This window comes from Pyxidicoccus sp. MSG2 (assembly GCF_026626705.1).
Taxonomy (GTDB): Bacteria; Myxococcota; Myxococcia; order Myxococcales; family Myxococcaceae; genus Myxococcus.
This window is the reverse complement of sequence record NZ_JAPNKC010000001.1, coordinates 10257959-10274697: the sequence shown is the minus strand read 5'-3', so window position 1 is coordinate 10274697 and position 16739 is coordinate 10257959. Positions and strand designations below refer to the sequence as shown.

The 16739-nt window shown below is 70.1% G+C and carries 14 protein-coding genes; 6 read left to right on the top strand and 8 right to left on the bottom strand.

The window, feature by feature from the left end:
* Nucleotides 1-6: 6 nt before the first annotated feature.
* Nucleotides 7-906, bottom strand: coding sequence for an SDR family oxidoreductase (locus OV427_RS40145; protein ID WP_267861511.1), 900 nt, complete (start codon nt 904-906; stop codon nt 7-9).
* A gap of 7 nt (nt 907-913) precedes the next feature.
* Nucleotides 914-1942, bottom strand: a complete 1029-nt coding sequence (gene rfbB / locus OV427_RS40140) for a dTDP-glucose 4,6-dehydratase (RefSeq protein WP_267861510.1) — start codon at nt 1940-1942, stop codon at nt 914-916.
* Nucleotides 1943-2080: 138 nt separating this feature from the next.
* Between rfbB and OV427_RS40135 the strand changes: the two genes are divergently transcribed.
* From OV427_RS40135 to OV427_RS40115, 5 genes are all read left to right on the top strand, one after another.
* Nucleotides 2081-3715 (top strand): glycosyltransferase family 4 protein, encoded by a 1635-nt coding sequence (locus OV427_RS40135; protein ID WP_267861509.1) that lies wholly within the window; start codon nt 2081-2083, stop codon nt 3713-3715.
* Complete coding sequence (locus OV427_RS40130) at nt 3705-4229, top strand: hypothetical protein (protein WP_267861508.1); 525 nt, start codon at nt 3705-3707, stop codon at nt 4227-4229. Before OV427_RS40135 ends, OV427_RS40130 begins: the two co-directional genes overlap by 11 nt.
* Nucleotides 4230-4326: 97 nt before the next feature.
* The gene (locus OV427_RS40125) at nt 4327-5025 is read left to right on the top strand and encodes a glycosyltransferase family 2 protein (RefSeq protein WP_267861507.1); all 699 of its coding nucleotides are present in this window, start codon (nt 4327-4329) and stop codon (nt 5023-5025) included.
* Nucleotides 5026-5030: 5 nt separating this feature from the next.
* Entirely contained in the window at nt 5031-5420 is a 390-nt protein-coding gene (locus OV427_RS40120) for a DUF2304 domain-containing protein (protein ID WP_267861506.1), read from the top strand.
* 210 nt (nt 5421-5630) lie between these two features.
* Nucleotides 5631-6980 carry an MYXO-CTERM sorting domain-containing protein gene (locus tag OV427_RS40115; RefSeq protein WP_267861505.1) on the top strand — a complete coding sequence of 450 codons (1350 nt, stop codon included), beginning with the start codon at nt 5631-5633 and terminating at the stop codon, nt 6978-6980.
* A 5-nt stretch (nt 6981-6985) separates the two neighbouring features.
* On the opposite strand, the gene OV427_RS40110 is transcribed toward OV427_RS40115, so the two are convergent.
* From OV427_RS40110 to OV427_RS40090, 5 genes are all read right to left on the bottom strand, one after another.
* Nucleotides 6986-8377, bottom strand: a complete 1392-nt coding sequence (locus OV427_RS40110) for a hypothetical protein (protein ID WP_267861504.1) — start codon at nt 8375-8377, stop codon at nt 6986-6988.
* A gap of 45 nt (nt 8378-8422) precedes the next feature.
* A complete protein-coding gene (gene wecB / locus OV427_RS40105; protein WP_267861503.1) occupies nt 8423-9532 on the bottom strand; it encodes a non-hydrolyzing UDP-N-acetylglucosamine 2-epimerase in 1110 nt (369 codons plus the stop codon).
* 34 nt (nt 9533-9566) lie between these two features.
* A complete protein-coding gene (locus tag OV427_RS40100) occupies nt 9567-10280 on the bottom strand; it encodes a glycosyltransferase family 2 protein (protein ID WP_267861502.1) in 714 nt (237 codons plus the stop codon).
* Between the two features lie 118 nt (nt 10281-10398).
* Entirely contained in the window at nt 10399-12483 is a 2085-nt protein-coding gene (locus tag OV427_RS40095) for a glycosyltransferase (RefSeq protein WP_267861501.1), read from the bottom strand.
* Entirely contained in the window at nt 12473-12820 is a 348-nt protein-coding gene (locus OV427_RS40090; protein WP_267861500.1) for a hypothetical protein, read from the bottom strand. The genes OV427_RS40095 and OV427_RS40090 overlap by 11 nt, the downstream gene beginning before the upstream one ends.
* 460 nt (nt 12821-13280) lie before the next feature.
* On the opposite strand from OV427_RS40090, the gene OV427_RS40085 reads away from it, so the two are divergent.
* Entirely contained in the window at nt 13281-15161 is a 1881-nt protein-coding gene (locus OV427_RS40085; protein WP_267861499.1) for a glycosyltransferase family protein, read from the top strand.
* A 70-nt stretch (nt 15162-15231) separates the two neighbouring features.
* Here the strand turns inward: OV427_RS40085 and OV427_RS40080 are convergent, their stop codons facing one another.
* Nucleotides 15232-16722, bottom strand: a complete 1491-nt coding sequence (locus OV427_RS40080; RefSeq protein ID WP_267861498.1) for a class I SAM-dependent methyltransferase — start codon at nt 16720-16722, stop codon at nt 15232-15234.
* Between the last annotated feature and the right edge of the window lie 17 nt (nt 16723-16739).

Genomic DNA, 16739 nt, shown 5'->3' with positions numbered 1-16739 from the left:
AAGTTGTCAGCCGCCCTGCCCGGCCTTCCAGGCCGCGTGGAAGCGCGCCAGGGACTCGGCCAGCTCCAGCGGCTTCGCGGCCAGTTGCGTGCGCACCTTGTCCGTCTTCAGGCCGCTGCGCAGCGGCCGGGGGCTGGCCAGCTTCAGGTCGGCCATGCGCGTGGGGGTGATGAGCTTCGCGTCGAAACCGAACACCTCGCACAGCGCCCGGCCGAAGCCCACGCGGTCGATGACGGTGCCGCCGCAGGTGTTCCACACGCCGCCCAGCTTGCGCTCGCCCAGTTCCACCAGCATGGCGGCCACGCTGTCCGCGAAGCTGGGGGACACAATCTGGTCCTCGAAGAGCTTCACCGGCTGGCCCTTCTCCAGCGAGCCCACCAGCCACATGCCGAAGTTGGGCCGCCCCGCCGCGGGAAAGCCGTACACCACCGCCGTGCGGGCAATGGCGCAACCGGGGACGAAGGTGCGCGCGGCCTGCTCGCCCATGTGCTTGGTGAGGGCGTAGACGCCGCGCGGGTTGGGCAGCGCATCCTCGTCATACGGGCCCGCGTCGCCGTCGAAGACGTAGTCGGTGGACACGTGCACAAGGTGCGCCCCGGCCTTGCGCGCGCCCTTGGCCACCGCCGCGGTGGCGGTGACGTTGGCGGCGAAGGCGGCCTCGGGGTCCTTCTCGCACGCGTCCACCTCCGTCATGGAGGCGGGGTGGATGACCACCTCGGGGGCGGCGGATGCCAGCGCGGCGGCCACGTCCGGCTCGCGCGTCAGGTCCACCTCCACGTAGCGGTACGTCCCGCCGGTGCGGCGCGGGCCGCGGCCCAGGCCCACCACCTCGTGCCCCTGCCGCTCCAGCAGCGCGCAGACGCGGCTGCCGACGAGCCCATTCGAACCGGTGACGAGGAAGCGCATGGCCGGCCTACGCCGCCCGGCCGTGCAGGCGGGTCTTGTACTGGGTGTCGAAGTACTGGCGGTAGGCGCCGCTCATCACCCGCTCCCACCACGAGGGGTGCTCGACGTACCACTTCACCGTCTCCGCCAGGCCCTGCTCGAAGGTGTGGGCGGCCTTCCAGCCCAGCTCCGCGCGAATCTTCGTCGGGTCGATGGCGTAGCGCCGGTCATGCCCCGGCCGGTCCGCCACGTACTTGATGAGCGAGTCCGGCTTGCCCAGCAGGCCGAGGATGCCCTTCACGATTTCGATGTTCCGCCGCTCCGCGCCACCGCCGATGTTGTAGACCTCGCCGGCCCTGCCCTTCTCCAGCGCGAGCAGCAGGCCCTGGCAGTGGTCCTCCACGTGGAGCCAGTCGCGCACGTTGCCGCCGTCGCCGTAGACGGGCAGCGGCTTGTCGTGCAGCGCGTTGACCACCATCAGGGGGATGAGCTTCTCCGGGAACTGGTAGCGCCCGTAGTTGTTCGAGCAGCGCGTCACCACCACGTCCAGCTTGAAGGTGTGGTGGTAGGCCAGCGCGACCAGGTCGGAGCTCGTCTTGGAGGCCGAGTACGGGCTGGAGGGCTGCAGCGGCGAGGCTTCCGTGAAGGCGCCGGTGGGGCCGAGCGAGCCGTACACCTCGTCGGTGGAGACCATCAGGAAGCGCTTGATGCCGCGGGCGCGGGAGGCCTCCAGGAGCTGCTGGGTGCCCAGCACGTTGGTGGTGACGAAGACCTCGGGCCCGAGGATGGAGCGGTCCACGTGGCTCTCGGCGGCCAGGTGCATCACCGCGTCGATGGAGTGCTGCACCATCAGGTGCTCGATGAGCTCGCGGTTGCCGATGTCGCCGCGCACGAAGACGTGCTTCGGGTCGCCCTCCAGGTCGGAGAGGTTCTCGAGGTTGCCCGCGTACGTGAGCTTGTCGAGGTTGACGATCTTCCAGTCCGGTCGCTCGCGGCGCAGGTACTTCACGAGGTTGGAACCGATGAAGCCGCAGCCACCTGTCACCAGGACATTCATTGACGTACTCACCACGGGAATCAGGAGAAGTGCCCTCCGTATCGGAGCCTGGGAGGGGGCGTCAAGGTAAGGCAACAGTCGTCTGGCGACACTCCCACTTGTGTGCCGGTCCGCCCGGGTCTAGAGGCTACCGCCAGCGTGAACTTCCGGAAGAGCAAGCGAGGGGCCACGGCATCGCCCGCCCGAGCGGTCCACCAGCTCGTGTCACGGCTGGCGTGGGGCGACGCCGTGGGCAACCAGGTGCGCTACCTGCGCTCGCTGCTGCGCGCGTGGGGGTACGCCTCTGAAATCTACGCGCCGCAGTGGGACGACGAGTGCCGCGACGACGTGCGCCCCGCGGACGACTATCCCCACGAGGCGGACGCGGACAGCGCGCTGCTCGTCCACCACAGCTTCGAGTCGCGGCTCGTCCCGCTGGTGGCCCGCTCACCCGGGCGCAAGGCGCTCGTGTACCACAACGTCACTCCGGCGAGGCTCTTCGCGGGGCTGGACCGCAAGGTGGCGGCCGCGTGCGCCGCGGCGCGTGACGAGCTGCTGGCCCTGCGGCCCCTCGTGGAGCACGCCTGGGCGTACTCGCACTTCAGCGCGGAGGAGCTGTCCGCGGCGGGCTTCCCGGGCGTGGCGGTGCTGCCCTTCGCGGTGGACTGGCGCGGCTTCGACGTCCCCCCGGACCCGTCGCTGCGCGCCGAGCTGGACGACGGCTGCGCCAACATCCTCTTCGTGGGCCGGGCCGTGCCCAGCAAGCGCGTGGAGGACGTGCTGAAGGTCTTCGCCGCCTACCAGCGGCTGTACCAGCCGCGCAGCCGCCTGCTGGTGGCGGGCTACCTCAACCGGGACACGACCTATGGCGCCACGGTGATGGCGCTGCGCGAGCTGCTGGGCGCCGAGCGCGTCCTCTTCCTCGGCCGGGTGGGCGCGCCGCAGCTGTCCGCCTGCTTCGGCTCGGCGACGGCGTACCTCTCCATGAGCCGGCACGAGGGCTTCGGCGTGCCCCTGCTGGAGGCCATGTACCGGGGCGTGCCGGTGGTGGCCTACGGCGCGGCGGCGGTGCCGGAGACGATGGGCGGCGCCGGCCTCGCCACGCTGAGGGATGACCCCGTCGAGGTGGCCGGACTGCTCGCGGTGCTCGAGCGCGACGAGTCCCTGCGCGCCCAGGTGGTCGCCTCGCAGCGAGAGCGACTCGCGGACCTGGGGCAGGAGGCCGTCGCCACGCGGGTGCGCGAGGCCCTCACGCCCTTCCTGGAGGGCCGCGCGCCGCCCCGCGCGTCCGCCCCGCTGGGGGACAGCGCCACCGTGGTGTGCCCCGGCTTCGACACCTCCCCGGACGCGCCCATGTCCCGGCTCGCGCGAGCCGTGGCCGAGCGGCTGCCCGGCGCGAGCCTGTGGACGGTGCGGCGCGACGTCATGCCGGTGCAGGCGGCGCCGCGCGAGGAGCGGCTCGGCGGCACGACGCTGTGGCGCTTCACCGCGGACGAGCCCTCCTTCGGCGGTGACGCCGGCGCCCCACCCTCCTCCTCGCTGGAGATGGGGGTGCGCCGCACGCGCGGGCCGGTGCTCTTCGCGGGCGCCGCCGAGGCGGTGGCGCGGGAGGCGGTGCCGCACGTCCAGGGCCGGGCCTGGGGCGTGTGGGAGGCCCCCCGCGCGCCGGACGCGGCGGTGCGGCAACTGCTGGGCCCCCGGCTGCGGGAGTTGGGTGCGGAGGCAGACGTGGCGCCGCTGGCAGGCGAGCTGGTCAGGGCCCTGGAGTCGGGAGGAGCAACGCATGCGCGCTGAGGACCTCATCACCACCCACCCCACCGCCGAGGCGGTGGCGGACGCCCTGCGCAGGTTGCCCACACCGGCCCCCGAGGCCGTGGAGGCGCTGCGCAAGAAGCTCGACACCGTGCAGGCGCCCACCCCCGGCGTGGAGTGGCCCGCCATCCTCCAGACGGCGCGCCTCAAGCGGGACACGCGCTACGCGGACGCGCCCTCGTCGCACCGGCCGGTGGTGGGGCCCGTGCTGGTGCTGGCCAAGCGCGCCTTCCGGCTCGCCTTCCAGCCCTTCATCAACGAGGCGCTGCGCCGGCAGGTGGAGTTCAACGAAGCCATCCTGGACGCACTCGCACTCATCCATGAGCACCAGCGCGTGCAGGCACACACCCAGGCCCGCTGGCGGCAGGAGGTGGAGGAGCGTCTGGCGAAGCTCGCCCAGTCCCCCTCGGAGCCGCCCCCTCCGACTCGCGCCGAGGGGCCCGCGAAGACGGCCCCCCGAGCCCGGGCTCCAGGCCGGGGCCACAAGCGCGGCTGATGGAGTGGGCGCAGGCACGAGGCGGCCCGCCGGAGGCCACCTTTTCCCCCGGCGCCAGAACCGGATAGAAGAACGCCTGACCCTCGAAGGGGGAGGCATGGATATCCCGCGCGGCCTCATCGTGCTGCTCGCCTACAACGAAGAGGAGTGCATCGCCTCCACGGTGGCGGAGCTGCGCAAGGTCCTGCCCGCGATGGACGTGCTCGTCGTGGATGACGGCTCGGCGGACCAGACGGCGGCGCAGGCCCGTTCCGCGGGCGCGCAGGTGCTCTCCCACCCCTTCAACCTGGGAGTCGCCGCGGGAGAGGTCAGCGGGCTGCTCTACGCGGCGCGCTTCGGCTACGAGCGCGTCATCCGGATGGACGGCGATGGCCAGCATGACCCGAGCTCCGTGGCCTCGCTGCTGGAGGCGCTGGACGCGGGGGCGGAGCTCGCCATCGGCAGCCGCTTCGCGGGCATCACCAGCTTCCGCTCCACGCTCCTGCGCCGCTTCGGCAACCGCTTCCTGGCGTGGCTGCTGTCGTCGCTGTGCAAGCAGCGCATCACCGACCCGACCTCCGGCTTCCGCGGCTTCGGCCCGCGGGCCATCCGCTTCTTCGCGCGCACCCACCCGCACGACTATCCGGAGCCCGAGAGCGTGCTGATGGCCGCCCGGCAGGGCTTCAAGATTACCGAGCTGCCCGTGCGCATGCGGCCGCGCCTCACGGGCACCAGCTCGCTCACCGCGTGGAAGTCCGCCTTCTACATGGCGAAGGTCTCCTTCGCCCTGCTCATGGAGCGGGTGCGCCCGGTCTGATTTTCATGTCCCGCTCGAGTCTCATCGGCCTGGCCTTCGCGGCCGCCTTCGCGCTCACCGTGCTACTGGCCGCCCGTCGGCGGCGCACCCACGAGCGTCACACGTTCGCCTGGCTCCTCGTCGCCGCGTTCATCGCCGCGCTGTCGCTCTGGCGCCACGGCATCGACGCGCTCGCCGAAGCGATGGGCATCTACTACGCGCCCTCCGCGCTGTTCGTCATCGCGTGCACGGCGCTGATGTGGCTGGTGTACCGGCTGAGCCTCCAGGTGGCGGACCAGCGCCAGCAGCTCAAGCGCCTCGCGCAGGAGGTGGCGCTGCTGTCCGCGACGCCAGCACCCCGGGCGGAAGCCCCCGCGCCCGTTCCGGGCCACGACATGCCTGCTCCGCCCCGGTGAAGGCCATGCACCCCGCGTCCCCCGCGCCGCGGGGAGCCGGGGTTGGGCCCTGACGCCGCGCGCCTTCGAGGCACCCGAGCCTTCGGTTCCAGACCAGGGTTGTGTCGAGAACTTCCTCGCGGGCCAGGGTGCATCCTCCGTCAGCCACCGCGGGTAGAATGTCTGTAATGAGCCCTCGTGGGCTCGGTGGGGCCGGAGAAAGATTCAAACGTGAGGCTTGGAAGCTGGAGGGGGATCCTGCTCGCCGTCTCGCTGGGAGCGGTATCGCAGGCAGGTGCCGCCAGGCTGTCGGACGTCATCCGCATCAGTCCGTCAGACGCGGGAGCACCGCTGGTCCGGCAGGGTGGAGCCGATGTGGCCTGGGGCGGCGGAGTGTATCTGGTCGTCTGGGATGACGACCGCAACGGAAACACAGACATCTATGCGGCGCGGGTGACGCCGGACGGCACGGTCCTGGACCCGGGAGGTATTGCCCTCACGACCGCCGTCAACGCGCAGAAGAATCCCGCGGTTGCCTTTGACGGCACCCGGTTCTTCGTCGTCTGGGAGGACGCACGCGTCTGCTGCGACGATGTGTATGGAGCCCGGGTGGACCCGGATGGGACGGTGCTGGACCCGCAAGGCTTCCTGGTATCGGACGCAAGGGAGGTCCTGACCAACGGGCTCGTGCTCAACCTCGAGCAGCACGACCTGGATGTCGCCGCGGGTGGCGGCTACTGGGTCGTGACCTATGCAGCCGCAGATCCGTTGGGAGACATCTTCGCGGTGAGACTGACTCCCGAGGGCCAGGTCGTGGACGCCAAGGACCTGTACCTCTCCAAAAGCAGCTTCAACAGCGAGCGCTTTCCGCAGCTGGCCTTCAACGGGACGGAATTCCTTGTCGTGTATTCCAATTACGTGGGCTCGCGGAACGACGGGCGTGACTATACGGAGGCGGCCCGTCTCGAGCCGGATGGCACGCATGAGTTCCTCAATCACTTCTGGTCGTCCAGCCAGAATGCGAGCGTCGCCTCCCACGGTGAGGACTTCCTGGTGGTGCATCGACAGGGCGCGAACCTCCAGACAGCCCTTCTGAAGGCGGACGGAACGGTCCGTGAGGAGGGGTTCGCGGCGGAAGCCGAGCAATCCCCGTGGAAGTCGACCGCGGCCACCTTCGATGGCAACTATTTCCTCGTCGCCTGGGCTGAAGGCGCCGCGGGAGACATCCGGGGTGTGCTGCTCGAGCCCGACGGAACTCCGGCGGGATGCGACATCCTCGAGCTGGCCATGAGCGGTGCCCGGGAGACGCAACCCCGGCTGGCCTCGGACGGCACCCGACACTCACTCATGGTGTTCATCGGGGATGAGCCCTCAGGCTCCGGCGAGGAGGTCGTGGCGCGCGTCCACGCGCGGGTGTTGGAGAACGACCTGCAAGGCGACGAGAGCTGCGAGCCGGAAGTCGTTCCCGAGGAACCCCAGCCCCAGCCTCATGAGGACGGCTGCACGGCGACGGGCGGCGGCGGCAGCTTCGTCCTCGGGGCGCTGGCGGTGCTGGCCCTGGCGCGCAGGCGCCAGCGGTAGCCGGGTCAGAGCCTCCCGCGCGCCACCCAGATATTCACGAGGTGCAGGCCGATGAAGGCCATGAAGGCCACCACGGACAGGGCCGACGTCCACTGGAGCTGCCGCAGCGGGCTCCACACCACCGTCGGCTCGAGGGCCTTCTTCACCCGCTCCCAGAAGAACATCCGCACGGCGATGAGGGCGACCACGAGGTAGAGCAACATGCTCATGGAGGTCCACACCTCGTTCCGCAGTCCATCGAGGCGGAGGAACTCGGCCAGCCCTGGCATCCCCGCGCGGTGGAGCTTGTGGAACATGTTGACGTCCACGTTGTGCGGGAAGATGACCGCGGTGCTGAGCAGGTACAGGCCATTCAGCGCCAGGTAGAAGCCCGGTACCACCGGTGACTCCAGCCGCAGCCACAGCACGAGGAAGAGCACGAAGGCAGGCGCCACCCAGGACATGTACTGCGGCATCCAGAACCGGGGCGCCAGCAGGACGATGAAGGCCCAGCTGTAGAGCAGCACCAGCCGCTCCCACGTCACCAGCCGGTTGCGGAACAGCACCAGGCCCACGGCGAGGAACACCACTGCCAACAGGAGGTAGACGCCCATCGTGGCGCGAAGCCCGTCCTGGCCCACCCACACGAGCACGTCGTACTGCTGGTGCTGGAACTTGAGGTAGCTGTTGGAGAAGCCGGGGCTCCGGAAGGCCCGCATCCAGAGCGACGTCAGCCCCACGCCCATGGCCAGCGCCGCCGCCGTCCGCTTCCAGCCGTACTCCACCACCAGCACCGGCGCGGCGACGCCCAGGAACAGGATGGGGAAGTTCTTCAGCCACACGCCGACGAACACCGCCAGCACGCCCAGGAAGAGCCGGCGCGTCGAAATGAGATAGACGCCCAGGAACAGCATGCTCGAGGGCAGCAGGTCGAACTGTCCGAACACGAAGGCCACGAACAGCAGGACGGGCGAGGTGAGCCCCACCAGGAACACCAGCCGCCCCATGGACTCCCGCTCCGGCGAGTCGGGGAAGATGAAGCGCTCCGCGAACCGGCGGCACGTCCAGGCGATGAGCAGCCAGTACGGCACGTAGCTCACCCGGATGAAGAAGTAGTCGCGGCCCTTGAGCACCATGGGGGTGTTCCACTCCGCATACGCGAAGAGGCCCAGGAGCTTGCCCACCCAGATGAGCGTGCCGAAATACAGATAGGTCAGCGGCGGGTACGTCAGCCCCTGGAGCGCGGCCTGATGCGGGCCCTCGTAGACGGCCTGATAGACATTGAGGTGTCCATCGGCCACGAAGTGGGACGCCCACAGGATGAAGTCGAGGTCGCGGTGGACGGCCAGGCCGGAGGCGGCCAGACCCAGTCCAACCACCCCGCAGACCGCCAGGCGGAAGAGCCAACTCGAACGCATGGTTCTACCTCGGGAAGAGGGGGCGGGCCGGGTTCCGGCCTCGCCTCACGGCGCCCCGGAGGGCGCCAGACGGGTGCGCGGGTTCAGCAGGATGTCGACCACGCGCTCGCTGGTGTGGCCGTCACCGAACGGGTTCTTCCAGTCGCGCGGCGCTTCCCGCATGTCGTCCACGAAGGCGCCAATCCGCCCCGCGTCCGCCTCGTCGCACAGGGCGTTGGCGCCCACGCCCACCGTCTCCGGGCGCTCCGTGTTGGGCCGCAGCGTCACGCAGGGGACGTGCAGGGTGCACGCCTCCTCCTGCACACCGCCCGAGTCGGTCAGCGCCACCTCCGTGCCGCGCAAGAGCCGCAGCAGGTCGATGTAGCCCAGCGGCTCGATGGGCCGGAAGGGTGCGGCCAGCTTCGACTCCAGCCCGAAGGCGCGAATCTTTTCCCGGGTGCGCGGATGCACCGGGAAGACGAGCTCCAGTCCCCGCTCGCGCGCCATGGTGGCCAGCGCGTCCAGCAGGGCCGCCAGCCGCTGCGGGTCATCCACGTTGGAGGGCCGGTGCATCGTCACCAGGGCATAGGGCCTGCCGCCCAGCTCCAGCCGCTCGAAGATGGTGGAAATCTCGAGCGAGCGCGCCGCGAAGCGCAGCGAGGCGTCCACGATGGTGTTGCCCACCACGTGCACGCCGTGAAGGATGCCCTCGCCCGCCAGGCGCGCGGCCTGCAGCTCGGTGGGGCAGAAGTGCAGCGCGGCCACGCGGCCGGCCAGCACGCGGTTGCCCTCCTCCGGCATCGTCCAGTCGTCGCTGCGGAGCCCGGCCTCCAGGTGCGCCAGGGGGATGCTCAGCTTGTGGGCCGCCAGCGCCCCACCCAGCACGCTGTTGGTGTCCCCCTGCACGAGGACGATGCGCGGCTTGAGCTGCTCGAGCGCGTCGGAGACACCCGTCAGGATGCGGGCCACCTGATGCGCCGCGGGCAGCGAGCCCACGTGCAGGTTGACGGCTGGCGGCGGCAGCTCCAGGTCGCGGAAGAAGATCTCGTCGAGCGCCGGGGTGTAGTGCTGCCCGGTGTGGATGAGGGCGAACGGAGACCCGCGCCGCGCGAGCTCGTGGATGATGGGAGCCGTCTTGATCAGCTCCGGACGCGTTCCCAGGACGACAGCAATCATGGGCGTTCTGACTCGAGCAGGAGGAAGGAGGGGCTCACGCCATGGCCTTGCGCAGCGAGCCCAGACGCCACAGGGCCATGCGCTTCATGAGGCGCAGGTGGTGGCGCATCTCCTTCTTGTAGTCCAGCTTGCTCTCCCCATGCAGGCGCTGGGTCAGCGGCGCGGGAATCTCCACCACGTGCTTGCCCTGCTGGATGAGGAAGAAAAGGATTTCGGCGTTGATGTCGAAGCCGGTGGCCTGCAGCGGCAGCGCCATGAGGTCCTTGCGGCGGTAGAGCCGGAAGATGGGGCTCACCGACGTCACCGACTGGCCCAGCAGCTGCGAGTACACCATCGAAGCGGCCTTGCTGATGAAGATGCGGTACTGGGGGATGTCCGCCGCGAAGCCCGCCAGCTTCGGCGAGCCGCTCACCGCGTCGCAGTCCCCGCGCTCGAAGCGCTCCAGCAGGGCCGGCACCAGCGAGGGAGCGAAGGTGAGGTCCGAGTCCATGGTGATGACGAACTCGCCGCGCGCCGCCTCGAAGCCCGTGCGCAGCGCGGCGCCCAGCCCCTTGTTGCGCTCATGCTTCACCAGCCGAACCTTCCCGCCCAGCGACTCGGCCACCGCCGCCGTGTCGTCCTTGCTGCCGTCATCCACGATGACGACCTCGTAGGGCCGCCCCAGCGACTCGAAGACGGGCAGCGCCTCACCGGGCAGGCGCTTGAGGCTCTCGGCCTCGTTGTAGGCGGGGAAGATGATGGAAAGCATGGCAGTCACAAAAAATCCGTTGACGTGTCCTTTCGGACACGAAGTTGGGCGCACCATCCATGACGCGCCCGGCCGGCGTCAAGGTGTAAGCAAGAGCCTGGAACGGCGCTGACCCGGGTCAGCGCCGGCTGAAACGCCCCCGGAGGGTGCGCAGGATTCCCGGCCCGGAGGCCACCGGCTGAGACGCGTGGTGGAGGTGGTGCTCGGCGATGTGGGCCCGCTCCTCGGCGGAGGCCCACTGCTCGAAGATGAGCGCCAGCGCGCGCTTCTGGTGCAGCGTCACCTGGGCAGGGCTGTCGATGACGGACTGGTAGACCGCCTCCGTGCGCCGGGCGGTCTCCTTCCAGGTGAAACGCTTCACCTGTTCGTGCCCCGCGGCCACCAGGTGCTTGCGCAGCCCCGCGTCCGTCGTGACGGACAGCATGCGCGCGGCGATCTCCTCCGGAGAGAACGACTCCAGGTAGAGCGCGGCGTCTCCGGCGACTTCGGGCACCGAGGTCAGGCTGGAGCACACCACCGGCGTGCCCGCGGCCATCGCCTCCAGCACCGGCAGGCCGAAGCCCTCGTAGGCGGTGGGGAAGAAGTAGGCGGACGACTCCTGGAACAGCGCGCGGACCTCGTCCGGCGCCACCGTGCCCAGGTACCGCACGCCCTCGGGCCACTGGCCGTCGTCGTACAGCGCCCCGCGGCCCTTGGTGCGCGGCCCGATGAAGATCAGCTTGGGCACCGGCGAGCGGTGCTTCCAGCCCGCGCGGAACAACTGGTAGCCCTCCACCAGCAGCCGCAGGTTCTTGTGCGCGAAGTCGCTGCCCGCGCTCAGCAGGAAGGGCCCCACCAGGGAGTGCTTCTCCAGCACCTTCTGGTTGGCCGTCTCGTCGCGGTCCGCGAAGGAGTCCACGTCCACGCCGAGGTGGACGGTGTGCACGCGCTCGGGCGGGACCTGGAACTCGGAGATGATCTCCTGGCGGTTGTGCTCGGAGATGGCGATGACGGCCTGCGCGGCGTGCAGCGAGGCGAAGGACAGCGCGCGGTAGCGGCGGAACAGCCCGTAGTTCGGATGGGTGGTCGGCGCCCGGTAGGCGATGAGGTCCTGGTACGAGATGACGGCGTGGCTGGGAGCATCCAGCAGGCTGCGCAGCTCCTCGGGACGCAGCACCTGTGCCGACCGGTGCAATACCTGCGGCGGCGGCGTGTCCAGCGCCTCGACAGTGCGCACACCCTGCCGCTCGAAGAACTTGCGCTGCTCCGGGCTGCTCACCCACACGGACAGCTTCACGTCGGTGTGCTTGACGAGCGCCTTGGCGAGCTCCGCCGCGTGGACGCCCGTCCCGTTCTCCTTCAGGCCCACGATGTGGCGGCCGTCGAGGCAGGCGGCCACCTCACCCAGGCGCCTGCGCACGTAGTGCGCGGCGACATGGGCGTCGGTGGTCCTCACGAAGCTGCCGACGTGCTCCGGGTAGTGCGGGTAGCGGGCATGCAGGCGCCGCGCGTTCAGCCGCTCCAGCTCGTTGCGCTCCTCACCGAAGGAGATGGAGCCCAGGTGGTAGACGAGGGCGCGGTTGGCACGCACGATCTGGAGGCCGAGACGCTGCGCGCGCAGGCACCAGTCGTTCTCCTCGTTGTAGCCCCGGCCATACGCCGGGTCGAGACCGCCCAGCATGTTGAGCGCCACGTGGCGCAGCAGCAGGCAGAAGCCCACGCCGGTGGGCACCTCGGTGTAGCGCGGAGAGAAGGTCTCCAGCTCCAGCGGCCTGCCCTCCAGCTCCTGCGCCTTCGTCTCCTTGCAGAAGGCCGGCACCGAGCAGATGGTGGCGTTGTTGGAGAGCGGCACCACGGCGCAGATGCGGTCGTTCAGGTACGCCACACCGAGCAGCTCCTCCAGCCAGCCCTCGGTGACGCGGGTGTCGCTGTTGAGCAACACCACGTCGCCCCCGCGAATCGCGAGGCCCCGGTTGCACGTCCCCACGAAGCCCAGGTTGACGTCGTTCTCCAGCAGCACCACGCGCGGGTCCGTCGCGCGCAGCGTCCGGAGCATGGGGTACATGTCCGGGTCGGGAGAACAATCGTTGACGAGGATCAGCGACCGCAGCGACTCACCGGAGTGACGCAGCACCGAATCGATGCAGGCGCGGGTGACCTCGACGTCCGCATAGATGGGGATGACGACGTCTGCCCGCCGCACCTTCACGACGTCAGCCTTCACGCCGTCCCCCGCGCTTCGCCGCGAAATCGAGCACCCGCCGGGTGTTCACGTGCACGGGCCCCAGGTAGCGCTTGAGCTGGGCGTTGATGCGGTCGGCGATGACGTAACGCAGGGGCGGAGGCGCGGGCGGAGGCGGCTCGGAAGGCTGCACGAAGGACTCGCGGTTCAGGCGCAGCGTGTTCAGCTGCTCACGGGCCCGGGCCAGCTCCTCCAGCGTGCGGTCTCTCAGCTCGCGCAGGTCACGCACCTGCTGGTCCAGCTCGCGGCAGCGCTCGCACGGCGCCTCTCGGGAGTCATCCGCCGCGGCGGCGGCCTGGAGCTGGGACGCCAGCTTCACCACCGGCTTTCCGCGTCGACCCGCGCCTTCGACGGCTGTCAGCGAGCTCTGAAGGTCGGCCTGTGTTGCCATTCCCTCGGCCGTGTCCGTGCCAACCTGCTCTGACGTGCCTCTCAGTTGCTTCGTCACGCGAGTACTCCCCCGCTCCTGCGCCTTGGCAGCACCGAGCGGATGCCTTGGTGGGAGAGGACGGAGCGTGGCCCCCTCTCACGAACTTCCTTCCCGTTCCCGTCCGTCCGCGACCAGGGCTGGCGAGGGCTGGAATAGAGAGTTCGCGGGTGCAAGTCAAGCCGCCGACGACCTGTGTCAAAGCGCGGCCTTGGCGCGGTCCACCATATTTTTTGGTAAAGGAATCAAGGGCTTCGTGCGTCGGGGCTCCCGTGATCCGCCTGCTTGGAAAGCAGGGAAGCGCGGACACACGAAGCATGGGCGGGGCCGGATGAAGGAACTCGAGGAGGATATGGTGAAGCAGGATGACAGCGCGCGGAGGTCCGACCCCGAGGTCGACTCCCTGCGGCGCGACGTGCAGCAGGCCCGGCAACAGGCGGCGTTGGCGGGCCCCCTCCCGGCGGCCGAACGCGACAGGCTGCGGGTGCTCTATGTGACGTCCCGGGACGATGCCCCGTTCCGCTACCGATGTGTGCATGCCTGCGAGCAGCTCCGGGCCGCTGGCGTGGTCGCCAACATCGCCCATGTGGACGGCGCGGACCTGCTCGACGAGCTCCCCCGCTACTCACTGGTCATCCTCTTCCGGCTGGAGTGGAACGAGCGCGTGGGGCAGGTCGTGCAGCGGGCCCGCGAGGCGGGGGCCACGGTGGGGTTCGACATCGACGACCTCATCTTCGACGAGGGCCTCGCTCCCCTGCTTCCCTTCCTCACGGAGGCCCCGCGCCCCGAGCAGACGGCCTTCCGGAAGCACATGGCGGCGCTCCACCGGACGCTCCGGGCCACCGACTTCTGCCTTGGCACCACGCCCAGGATTGCCCGGCATGCCACGAAGCTGGGGGTGCCCGGGCTCGTGCATCCGAACCTGCTGTCCCACGACTTCCTGCGCCTGGCGCGCGCCATCTACCCGCTGCGGCCGCTGCTCCAGCACACGCCGTATGTGGGCTACATGAGCGGCTCGAAGACGCATGACGGGGACCTCGCGTCCATCTCCGTCGCGCTCGCGGACGTGCTGGCGCGGCGGCAGGAGTTGCGACTGCTGCTGTGTGGACACCTGGACGTGCCGGAGTCGCTGCGGCCCTTCGCCTCGCGCATCGACCGCGTCTCGTACCAGCACCACCTCGTCTATCCCTGGCTGCTGGCCCGGTGCCGCGTGCAGGTGGCGCCCCTCGAGACGCTCAACGACTTCACCCACGCCAAGAGCGCGCTCAAGGTCTTCGAGGCCGGGGTCTTCGGCGTGCCCGCCATCGCCAGTCCCATGGCGGAGTACGAACAGGCCATCATCCCGGGCGTCACCGGACAGGTGGCCCGGACCCACGGGGAATGGGTGGACGCCCTGCTGCGGATGACCACGCCCCTGGAGGCACTCCGGATGGGCCGGGCGGCCCGGCGGCTGGCGCTGGACGAGTACTCGCCCCAGGCCTGGGAGAATGTCCTCGCCTGGCGGCTGCTGGAGCGTGCGGGGCGTTCCTCGAAGCCGGCCGCGGCCCCGCGGCCACTGGAAGCTCCCTGGCCCACGTTGAGGAAGCGGCTCGGGCACGTGCGCCGCGTCGCGCGGCAGAGCCTGCGGTTCGCCAGCACGATGGAGCTGGGCAACCTGGAGCCCGCCTGGGTGCAGACGCAGACGAAGCGCTCCTGGCCGGTGGAGGCCGAGGAGGTGTTGCCGGGCGATGCGCGCCTCGACGCGCTGGAGTCGCTGGAGGCGGGCCACCCGGGCAGCTCGTTCTCGGGCGAAGTGCTCGTCGGGCCTTCCCGGCCCGCGGAGCGCTCTCCCGCCTGTGGCGACCTGGTGCCCGTGACGGAAGACGGCAAGGAGCAGCCCGGACGCTTCCGGGCGCCCCAGGGAGACCCGTGGTTCGTGCTGCGGCCCTCGCCCGAGCTGATGACCGGGGCGCGGCACCTCGTCGTGGGGCTGAGGGCCCAGAGCAGCCACGCCGGCAGCGTGCGCGCGCAGCTCTTCTGGGAGCCCATCACCGAGGAGAACAGCCTGTGCTTCGACGTCCTCGCGGATGGGAAGCTGCGCTACTACGCGGTGGACCTGGGGGAGCAGACCCGCGGGCGCTGGCCGCCCAGGCAGCCCTCGGCCCTGCGGTTCGACCCCATCGACCGGCCGGGTGAGTTCGAGCTGGTCACACTCGCCCTGCTCACCCCCGTGGCCCCGTCCGTCGCGGCGTGAGGCCCGGGCGCGCGGGGGCGGCCTCCCGCTGTTCGGGGCCGCCCTCGCGGCGTTGTGACACGTCCCCTGCTCAGCGCGCCCGCTTCGTGGCCACCAGCATGAAGCGCGCGGTGGTCGTGGGCGGGTACGCCTCACGGGGCGGGTTGCGCACGTGCACCACGTGGAAGTCGAGCTCCGGCACGTTGCGCAGGATGCGGTCCTGGAGGGACTGCACGCTGTAGTGCCGGGCGAAGCGCATCCCGCCCGGCGGACCCATCACGAGGTGTGCGCCTTCATCCAGCTCGATGTCCGGCGAGCCCAGCGCGATGAGGTTCTCCGCGCGCGCCGCCATGTGCAGGGGGACGAAGAGCGCGCGGCCTCCGGGCTTGAGGATGCGGGCCATCTCGTGGAACACGTCGATGTCCGCACGGCCCTCGAAGTTGTCGATGGAGCAGTGGGCCATCACCGCGTCGAAGTAGTCATTCGGCGCCTCGATGGCGTTGGCGTAACCAGACACCGTGCGCTTCTCGAGGTCCGTCTTCAGCGTGATGTCATGCGCGTAGAAGTCCGCGCGACGCCAGGAGGACAGCACCTGGGCGGCCGGGGAGATCCAACAGGCCAGGTCCATCACCCGGTCCGTCTCCTTCCACCGCAGGTACTCCCAGGAGAGGTAGTGCTCGAAGGCCTTCTCCAGGTAGTAGCCCCGCTCCCCGCCATAGTGCGCCACGTAGTTCCTGGCGTCGTACAGCGGCCGGGCGTGCGCGAGGTACGCATCGAAGCCCGCCGGGTCGCACGAGTATTCCTCCACGCGAACGTTGGAGGCGAGGAAGGCCTTGTAGATGAGCGCGTACGCCTCATCGTCGGCCACATGGCGCGGCGACGAGTGCAGGTATGGGCTCTTCGACATCAGCAGGAAGAGCGAGTTGAGCTCACGGAAGGTATGTCGCAGCGACTGCTGGCTCAGGCGGTCCGCACCGCTGGAGCCCCCGGCCAGCGCGCTGCGCTTCACGACGATGGTGCGTCCCCAGAGGTTGTAGTGCTCCTCGTCGCGGGTGGCTCCCTTCGGGTCCAGGGTCAGCTCGAACCGGCCCTCGCAGCGCAGCACCTGCTGGCGCCCGGGGGTGACCCACTCGAAGGCGAGGTGGTGCTCTCCCGCGCGCAAGTCACTCACCGGGACGTCGGCGCGGAAGCCGCAATAGCCCGCGGAGGGGGCATTGAAGACGCGCACCAGGTCCTGGCGCTCGTCGCCGAGATAGGCGCGGTACGGCACCCCATCCACGAGGATCTTCAATTCGCCGTCCTGCACCTCGGCGTCCGGGTCGAAGGCCCAGCCCTGCAGGCCGAGCAGACCGTCCGGGTGCGCGGAGACCTGCGCACGCAGGGACGGGACGTTCACCGCCACCGCGTTGATGTGGTCGATGCAGCACCGCGCCCACGGGACGCGGGGCCAGTCCGAGGGAAAGGGAGCCACGCGCGCCGAATCCACGCTCACGGTGTTCGTCACCGCCTGCGGGGACCTGGAGGCGGCAACAGACAGGGCCCGGCTGGCGAGGCGCACCGCGGGCCTGACCGCGCGATCCACGCGCGGGAACATCCGCC